This window comes from Bacillota bacterium (assembly GCA_024655925.1).
GTDB lineage: Bacteria > Bacillota > DTU025 > DTU025 > JANLFS01 > JANLFS01.
Map to the genome: position 1 here is coordinate 7,747 of JANLFS010000064.1, position 8,028 is coordinate 15,774.

The 8,028-nt window shown below is 60.7% G+C and carries 9 protein-coding genes, 2 tRNA genes and 1 other RNA gene; 6 read left to right on the forward strand and 6 right to left on the reverse strand.

Annotated features, from left to right (window positions below; genetic code table 11):
• Window positions 1–1,842: TRAP transporter permease (locus NUW23_10525; GenBank protein ID MCR4426604.1), on the forward strand; the 1,842-nt coding region annotated here is incomplete at its 5' end.
• A 60-nt stretch (window positions 1,843–1,902) separates the two neighbouring features.
• On the opposite strand, the gene NUW23_10530 is transcribed toward NUW23_10525, so the two are convergent.
• From NUW23_10530 to NUW23_10555, 6 genes are all read right to left on the reverse strand, one after another.
• The gene (locus NUW23_10530; GenBank protein ID MCR4426605.1) at window positions 1,903–2,661 is read right to left on the reverse strand and encodes a SagB/ThcOx family dehydrogenase; all 759 of its coding nucleotides are present in this window, start codon (window positions 2,659–2,661) and stop codon (window positions 1,903–1,905) included.
• 18 nt (window positions 2,662–2,679) lie between these two features.
• The gene (locus tag NUW23_10535; GenBank protein ID MCR4426606.1) at window positions 2,680–3,420 is read right to left on the reverse strand and encodes a PRC-barrel domain-containing protein; all 741 of its coding nucleotides are present in this window, start codon (window positions 3,418–3,420) and stop codon (window positions 2,680–2,682) included.
• A 67-nt stretch (window positions 3,421–3,487) separates the two neighbouring features.
• Complete coding sequence (locus tag NUW23_10540) at window positions 3,488–3,940, reverse strand: helix-turn-helix domain-containing protein (GenBank protein MCR4426607.1); 453 nt, start codon at window positions 3,938–3,940, stop codon at window positions 3,488–3,490.
• A gap of 144 nt (window positions 3,941–4,084) precedes the next feature.
• Window positions 4,085–4,807, reverse strand: a complete 723-nt coding sequence (locus tag NUW23_10545) for a transposase (GenBank protein ID MCR4426608.1) — start codon at window positions 4,805–4,807, stop codon at window positions 4,085–4,087.
• A gap of 31 nt (window positions 4,808–4,838) precedes the next feature.
• Entirely contained in the window at window positions 4,839–5,033 is a 195-nt protein-coding gene (locus NUW23_10550; GenBank protein ID MCR4426609.1) for a hypothetical protein, read from the reverse strand.
• Window positions 5,030–5,518 carry a hypothetical protein gene (locus NUW23_10555; protein MCR4426610.1) on the reverse strand — a complete coding sequence of 163 codons (489 nt, stop codon included), beginning with the start codon at window positions 5,516–5,518 and terminating at the stop codon, window positions 5,030–5,032. The genes NUW23_10550 and NUW23_10555 overlap by 4 nt, the downstream gene beginning before the upstream one ends.
• Window positions 5,519–5,744: 226 nt before the next feature.
• Here NUW23_10555 and tadA point away from each other — a divergent pair, with 226 nt between their 5' ends.
• From tadA to dnaX, 5 genes are all read left to right on the forward strand, one after another.
• Window positions 5,745–6,233: a tRNA adenosine(34) deaminase TadA gene (gene tadA, locus NUW23_10560; protein ID MCR4426611.1), complete on the forward strand. Its 489-nt coding sequence runs from the start codon at window positions 5,745–5,747 to the stop codon at window positions 6,231–6,233.
• 15 nt (window positions 6,234–6,248) lie between these two features.
• A tRNA-Ser gene (locus NUW23_10565) sits at window positions 6,249–6,338 on the forward strand.
• A gap of 50 nt (window positions 6,339–6,388) precedes the next feature.
• Window positions 6,389–6,482, forward strand: a tRNA-Ser gene (locus NUW23_10570).
• 20 nt (window positions 6,483–6,502) lie between these two features.
• Window positions 6,503–6,768: signal recognition particle sRNA large type (gene ffs, locus NUW23_10575), an RNA gene on the forward strand.
• Window positions 6,769–6,935: 167 nt separating this feature from the next.
• Window positions 6,936–8,028 (forward strand): DNA polymerase III subunit gamma/tau (gene dnaX, locus NUW23_10580; GenBank protein ID MCR4426612.1); only part of this gene is annotated, 1,093 nt, incomplete at its 3' end.

The window sequence follows — 8,028 nt, forward strand, 5'->3', positions numbered from 1 at the left end:
GTTGTGTGGGCAGCCTATCATCTTTGGACTGCATGGCGCGGGACGCCTGCGGCACTCGTGCATCGGTCGACCCATCTTGCTTTCATGTTCGCAATCGTGTTCATCGTGTACCCGATGTCCTACAAGACGCGCCCGTCGTCCTGGCTGCGCGGGGTGGACCTTCTCCTTGCATGCCTGGGGGTCTACGCTACGACATATATCATCAATAACTACCACAGCATAGTCATGCGTGCGGGCATGCCGAACACGAAGGACTTGATCGTTGCGCTGATCATCGTGGTCCTCGTGATCGAGGCGAGCAGACGAGTGACGGGCTGGGTCCTTCCTGTGCTCGCTGCAATGTTCCTGGCGTACGGGCTTTTCGGCTACCTGGTGCCAGGCAGGATGAGCCACAGGGGATTCGACGTGCCGGAAGTGCTTGAGTATATGGCCCTGACAACGGAAGGGATATTCGGAACCCCTATCGGGGTTTCGGCGCAGTACTTGATTCTCTTCATCCTTTTCGGCGCATTCCTGCTCAAGTCCGGAGTGGGGGACTTCTTCAACGACCTTGCGATCGCCATCGCCGGCCGGGCTAGGGGCGGCCCTGCTCAGGTCGCGGTGGTCGCGTCGGGGTTCATGGGGTCGATAAACGGCTCTGCGGTGGCGAACGTGGTTACCACGGGGACTTTCACTATACCTCTTATGAAGAAGATAGGGTACAGTCCGGAATTTGCTGGAGGGGTAGAGGCGGCGGCCTCGAGCGGGGGTCAGATTCTGCCGCCTGTGATGGGCGCGGCGGCGTTCATCATGGCGGAGACCCTTGGCGTGCCATACGTGCGGATCATGTACGCGGCGATAGTTCCCGCTCTCCTTTACTACATAGCCGCTCTCACCATGGTGTATTTCCGAGCGTCCCGGCGGCGCCTCCGCGGGCTGGAGGAATCGGAGGTCCCGAAACTCGGCCCCCTCCTCAGGAGCAGAGCATACCTGTTCCTACCTCTAGTCGCCCTAGTATACTTCCTGGTCTCGGGGTACACTCCAACCTACGCTGCGTTCGTCGGGATCATAGCATCGGTCGTGGTGAGCTGGTTCCGCAGAGAGACCAGGATGACTCCAAAGCGGATCTTGGAGGCGATGGACGCAGGGGCCCGGAGCACTCTCTCGGTGGCTGTCGCCTGCGCCGTGGTGGGCATCGTGGTGGGCATATCCACCCTGACTGGGCTCGGCACAAAACTCGCGGGGTCCATCATCAGCTGGTCCATGGGCAACCTGTTTCTGACCCTCTTTTTCGTCATGATCGCCTGTATCTTCCTTGGCCTGGGAATGCCGTCCATCCCGGCTTACATCCTGACGGCGACCATGGCTGCTCCAGCATTGGCGAGGCTTGGGGTGGCGCCTCTTGTGTCGCACTTCTTTGTCTTCTACTTCGCCATGCTGGCCAACGTGACTCCTCCCGTGGCCTTGGCGGCTTTCGCGGCCGCCGGCATTTCGGGTGGAAACATCGCGAAAACCGGGTACGAAGGCTTCAAGCTTGCATCTGCGGGGTTCCTGGTCCCGTACATGTTCGTGATGAGCCCAGTGCTTCTGGGGCAGAACGCCACGTTCTCAGAGCTCCTACACGTTACGGTGACAGCACTCGTGGGTGTCGTGGCTCTTGCGGGCGCGATCGAAGGCTGGTTCTTCGGGGGGCTCTCCTGGCTTCGGAGGTTGGCTCTTGGGGCCGCAGCACTGCTTCTGATCCGGCCCGGCCTTCTTACTGACATGGCCGGGGCAGCCCTCATTGGGCTCGTCTGGCTGTCGAAGGGCAGAGCGGTGCGCGCAGGATCTCACCGGGAGGACGGCGTTCCGGGAGGACGCTGATAATCCTGAATTGGCCGTATGTAGATGATGTGATGGGCGCCGGGGCGGCCCGGGGCAGGGCTACCGCGGCGCCCCCACTTTCCCTACAGGAGCTGCATACACCACGAACTCATCTTCCCCGTCAAGGCGGAGAAAGGCGTCCATCATCGCTTGGTCATAAGCACCAATCGCACAGGTACCCGCAGATATGGCCTCGCACGCGAGATAGAGGTTCTGGCAGACATGGCCGATATCCTGCAACATTGTCTTGTGGGCGGCCACCCCGTACCGCCATTCTCCTCTGTAGGGGATCACACTCCAGATGAAGACCGCTGCCGAGGAGCCCACGAAATCCTGGCCGAGGCAAGCGGAGCTAATCTTCCCGGCCAGGTCCTTGTCTGTGAAGAGAAAGAGGAGCTTGTGCCCGAGCGGGATGTATCTGTATACACCTGGTTCGAGCCCGGTTACCCTGTTCACCACCAGGTAGGTCTCGAACGGGTGGCGGGCCCCCCCGGAGGGGACGGTGCGCATGGTGGCGTACCCGTCGCGGATGACCTTCTTCACCCCTTGTGTGGCCCAGAGAAGGAAGGACAGCTCAGCCTGGGACAGGGGGGAGCGGGAGTACTCCCGGCGGCTCTCACGCCTCTCGAGCAGGTCAATGAAGGAGAGGTCCACAAGCGTGGCATCGCGGGGTGGCGGGAGGTCTATCAGAGGGACGTTTGGGTCGCGGGGTTTCTCAAGGGGGGGCTGAGGCAAGCCTCGTCTCTGGTCGCTCGGGGTAGCCCGAGCTTCAGCAAAGGCGGCCTTCATCAAGTTGCGGTGAATCTGGAACCTGTCCATCAAGAACACCTCTTTCGGTTATTCCCGCTCCTCCGTCTCGGTGCTCGCTGAGAGTTCAGCGAATCTCCCATGGGCGTTGGCCCGGTCGATCACCGCCTGTGTCACTCTCTGCCCCCGCTCGATGATGACCGTGCCGTCGTCAGCCCTGACAGTGGCGGTGGCTTTCCTACCGGTGAGAAACCTCTCGTGCCTGGCCTGAAAGAGGACGCCAAGATCCTGAGGACCTGAGCTGGGTGTGGCAGGCGCCGCCAACGGTTCATGAGCATGATCCGCTGTACCCTCTTCCTGCCGGGCTCCTGCCGACTCCTCAACCACGACGACGTGCCTTCCCAGAGTGATCACCTGCTCAGCAGGGATCACGACTCCTGCGTCAGGCCCATCCACCTCCAGGCTGGTTATCTGTCCTGTTGAGGTGTCGACAGTGAAGTCGCGCACCGTCCCGATGAATCGGCCTGCCCGAGTGACTACCCGCGTGCCTGCGACTCTGACCCCAATACGGGCGTCCCCAGCGATCTCGGGAAGCGCGGACAACTCACATAGGGCCGAAAGGTTCTCGACTGTTATTGCGTCGCCACCGACTGCAGATATGAGGCTGAAATCGACTACTCTTGGAGGCTCGAACCAACACTCGCCTTCTACCGCGATGGCCGAAACTCGGGCACTCGGAGCATTTATGACCAGGCACTTGACCCTGCCGGCCTCCAGGCCCTCAGATATGCTGATCACGGGCAGGCCGATAAGCTCTTCACTCCGCCTCATCAGGCAGACACCTCCGTCCATGGGATGGAACGTCGGTGGTATTTTCGCCGCCTCGAGGCTCAGTCCTTCATCTCCTCGCGTCCTCCACCCTGTGGGATACTGCATCGAGGGCTTTCTGCAGCAAGTCTTCACGGTCGGGCAGGTCCAGGACCAAACGGGCGATGGCCTGCAGCCCCGGAGACTCGTCGAAGAACCTGCGCAGGTAGAGGGGCGTCCTGCCGATGATCTCGAACACCTCGTCCTGGTCCGCGTGGACCGCGTCTGCGAATCGTTCGTAGATCCGGTCTGGGTAGGATTTCTTGCCCGTCTCGATTTCGGAGACCACGTTCGGGGAGATGCCGAGCTTCCTTGCGACCTCCCGGCCAGACATCCCCTGGCCCTCCCGTTTCTCTCTGAGGTAATCTCCGAGCCTCTGCAGGCGCACGAACTCTTCGAGCCGCTCCGGAGCACGCTGCTTCAGTTGCTCCAGGTACATCTCAGTGTGCGCGCTCATCTGTCCGTGCTCTCCGCTTTCAGGCATGGCGTAACCTCCTTGTTGAAACCTGTCAACTAAACTGTGCTCAAAAGATGCCGGGTCAATTCAATCCCATTTTCTGCAGTGATCTTGAATGAACAGGTGCCTAAGCCATACGTATACGAATACAGAGACACCCTTGGCACCCCGCTACGCCGGTTGCACGGAGGGCGGGATGGCTGCGCCGACGGCTCGAGACACTCTGGCGCATACACCTTGCAGGGGGAGACGTAGCCGGTAGAGTCTACCCTCATGACTGACCGCGGCCTGTTGCAGCGCTTCTATGTCACAGGTCACGTCCGCCCAGTTTACCTCCTCGTTCCGGTGCTCCAGCCTGACCTCGAGCTCATGCCGCAAGACCAGGGCAAGAAAGCTCGACAAGATGCGGCTGCGGATGGTATCATCCCATTCGTGGAAGACCGGCCTCGTCTCGAACAGGTCCTTGGTCTTACGGAAAGTAGACTCCACCATCCAGAGATTCTTGTACTGGACCACCACTTCATCTGCGGGCAGACTGGTGTTCGTTCTCAGGACCCATTTGGCGTCATACTGCTCGTCCTCTTTGATCTTTGTCTCGTCAAGGAAGACCTCATCTCCGTTCACACGGAGAAACCTTCGGTACCCTGGGTCCTTGGTGAGACTGGGCGTGCCGGACTTCAACTCTTCTTTCAGGCCCTCGATGAGCATCTCGCGATCCCGCTGGTCCTTCTCTTCTTCCTCGGGGTTGTGGCAGACTATGTACCGACGCCCATCGACCCAGACTTCTTCCGCCCTCAGGTTATGCACGACTTCCTGGTACCTCCCTGCACGGCTCAGAACCAAGCCACGGACTTTCCGTGTCCCTCGCAGCCTGACCCCGACGATGTACTGCATGCCTCAGCCCTCAAGCTCTGGGAACACCTCGTCACTGAGTATGTTTCGGTCTGCAACCGAGCACACCGTGAGGATTCCGCCGGCTCTTCGAAAGCCCAAGTTCGCCGTGGGGTTCACCGCCCGTGCCTTCGAACTGGATGCTAGCTGTATGGAAGAACACCAGCGAAACCCCGGTGAAGAGGTCCTTTTGGGACTCGAATAGGTCCTCCTCGACCCGGCCTTTCACCTGTCCAAGCCACCGCATGGCCCGGTACAGGTGGTGCAACTGGAGACCTTCGCGACCCGGAACCCAAGTGCCCGCCATCCAGCGCATAGCCTGCCGGTCAGACCCTGCTTCGAAGAACCTCTGGAGGACTCTGCGGAGAACACAGCCCTCTCCACATCGAACTCAAACCCACAACCCTCGAGCAAACCTCGGAGGATGCTTCCGATCCCGAGCTCATCCCACAGCCTTTCGAAGATAAGGGCAGGACCTATACTCAAAGAAGAGACGGCCTCAAGCTCACCATGAACGTGCGCCTGTTGAACTCGGGCCTCGTTTCCGTACCGTCCCAGGGACTTGAGGATAGCGTCAATTCGGCCTTCCTCACGGAGACGGTCCAGTCGCCCGAGTGAAGCGACTACGCGCTGCTTCGTCTTCCGGCCTTCACGGTGGTTCTCAACAACCTGGAGGTATTCGTATTCCCGGACCCTCTTGACGCGCACGAACACGGTTGCCGCCTCCTGTTACCACCTCCACGCTATGCCATCATACCCATATAATCAAACCTGAGTCCACGCGACATTGGCACCACACCTCGGCCGACTTTGCAGTATGCACAGGATATATTTCTGCTACAAACGCGTGTGGTGCTCATATCGGGGCGGTCCACTGTAGAAGGTGAGTCAGCCAACTGCTGCTCGGTCGGTTGATTTCGTTTCTGGCGTGTGTTAACATATGAACGCAGCCCAAGGCAGCTCCGGGGCGGTGTTCGATTTGGGCCGTGACGAGCAGTTCATGCGCCAGGCCATCTTCGAGGCTCACGAAGCACTGAGGGCCGGCGAGGTCCCGGTGGGCGCAGTGGTAGTGATGGGTGGCGAAATCGTCGCTAGGGCGCACAACCAGAGGGAGGCCCAGGCTGATCCTACCGCTCATGCGGAGATCCTTGCCATCAGGGAAGCTGCGTCCCACATCGGGGGATGGAGGCTCGACGGTGCGACGCTTTATGTGACCCTTGAGCCGTGCCCGATGTGTGCTGGGGCTGTAGTGGCGGCAAGGCTTGCAAGACTGGTCTATGGCGCGTTCGACCCCAAGGCCGGGGCGGCGGGGACGATCTGGGACATTCCCCGGGATACTCGCCTGAACCACTGGGTGACAGTGACCGGAGCGGTGCTGGCGGGAGAGTGCGAGGCCTTGCTGGGGGACTTCTTCCGGACAAAGCGATAACTGGCGACCCAGCGCGGAGAGATGGCTGAGTGGTCGAAAGCGCTCGCCTCGAAAGCGAGTGGGCGGGTGACTGCCCCGTGAGTTCGAATCTCACTCTCTCCGCCATGAAAATTGCATAGATTCCGGGCAGCCGGTGCGAACTGGCGCCCGGGCGCGGAGAGGTGGCTGAGATGGTCTAAGGCGCTCGCCTGGAGAGCGAGTAGGCAGATGACCTCTGCCTCGCGGGTTCGAATCCCGCCCTCTCCGCCATTTTGTCGGTGAAGTTTCGGCCGTGCTAGACGGGGAGATAGCGGTGCCCTGTACCCGCGATCCGCTCAAGCGGGGTCGAACTCCCTCCCGAGGCCTGTCCCTCTTGGGGTCCTGCCCGTCGCAAGCGGCGTTGATAGCCGGGTCCTGCGCAACGGGGCTCTGTGAACCCCGTCAGGACCGGAAGGTAGCAGCGGTAAGCAGATTACCTCGTGTGCCGCGGGGTTGCCTGACTGGAGCTGGCTACGGCGGTTACGCCTGGGAGAGCTTGTCGACGGAGGGTGCACGGCCGGTTTTCCTCAGGTGGATGGCCCTAGCGGGCCATCCGTCTTCATATCTGCCCCCGCGTGTTTGATATCCGCCTGCGTATGTGGGGCACGTGTGGAGGACATGCGATGCACAGGGGAGAATACTCCTGGCGCGTGGATCCCAGAAACCATCACGGGAGGGTGCGGTTTGACCTACGTCTCACTCTACCGGAAATGGCGTCCGCAGACGTTTGAGGAAATCATCGGGCAGGAGCACGTCCGGCGGACTCTCAGAAACGCCATTGCTCAAGGTAGGATAAGTCATGCCTACCTGTTTGCCGGGCCGCGCGGGACCGGCAAGACCTCCACTGCAAGGGTGCTGGCGCGCGCTCTCAACTGCTCTTCGGGACCTACCCCGGACCCGTGCGGTACCTGCCCATCCTGCATCGGAATACGCGAAGGCCATGCCATGGATGTGATCGAGATTGATGCTGCATCCAACAGGGGCATCGAGGAGATCCGCGATCTCAGAGAGAAGGTCGCCTATGCACCCACACTTGGTCGGTACAAGGTCTACATCATAGATGAGGCTCACATGCTGACCTCCCAGGCTTTCAACGCACTCCTCAAGACCCTGGAGGAGCCGCCGGCCCACGTGGTGTTCGTTCTTGCCACCACGGAACCCCAGAGCATTCTCCCCACTATACTGTCGCGGTGCCAACGGTTTGACTTCAACCGGCTCTCAGTGCCTGAGCTCAGTGCGCACCTCGCCCGGGTTGCGGAGGAACACGGGATTGCGGCTGATCCTGGTGCAATAGCCCTGATAGCTAGGCGTGCAGAGGGGTCGGCCAGGGATGCGCTGAGCATCCTCGAGCAGGCCTCCACATGGTCAGATCATGTGTCGGTGGAATCTGTCCTAGAGCTGCTCGGCGTCTCTGCCCTGGACTCGGTCAACCGGTTCGCTCGGGCCATCGCTGGCCGGGAACCCGGGCCTATGCTGGCGGTTATTAAGGAAGTCGTAGAGGGCGGAGGCGACCCCAGGCAGTTCGCCCTGGACATGGTGGAGCATCTCAGGAACGTGTTCGTGGCCATGGAGTGTCCCAACCCGTCCGAACTCATCGAAGTGCCTGAGGCCGTGATGGACGAGATCGTCGCACAAGCTCAGATCTTCACCAGGCAAGATATCCTGCGGGCACTGGCGATACTCAGCTGGGGCGAGCAGGAGGCCAGGCGGTCGTCCAACCCCAGGCTTGTGCTGGAACTCGCGGCCGCACGGCTGTGTGAACGTGACGACCTTCCGG

Excerpts from the sequence above, each read along its gene's own strand:
- NUW23_10535 (MCR4426606.1), bottom strand. The coding sequence starts at position 3,420 with ATGAGGCGGAGTGAAGAGCTTATCGGCCTGCCCGTGATCAGCATATCT.
- NUW23_10530 (MCR4426605.1), bottom strand. The coding sequence starts at position 2,661 with ATGGACAGGTTCCAGATTCACCGCAACTTGATGAAGGCCGCCTTTGCT.
- NUW23_10540 (MCR4426607.1), bottom strand. The coding sequence starts at position 3,940 with ATGCCTGAAAGCGGAGAGCACGGACAGATGAGCGCGCACACTGAGATG.
- tadA (MCR4426611.1), top strand. The coding sequence starts at position 5,745 with ATGAACGCAGCCCAAGGCAGCTCCGGGGCGGTGTTCGATTTGGGCCGT.
- NUW23_10545 (MCR4426608.1), bottom strand. The coding sequence starts at position 4,807 with ATGCAGTACATCGTCGGGGTCAGGCTGCGAGGGACACGGAAAGTCCGT.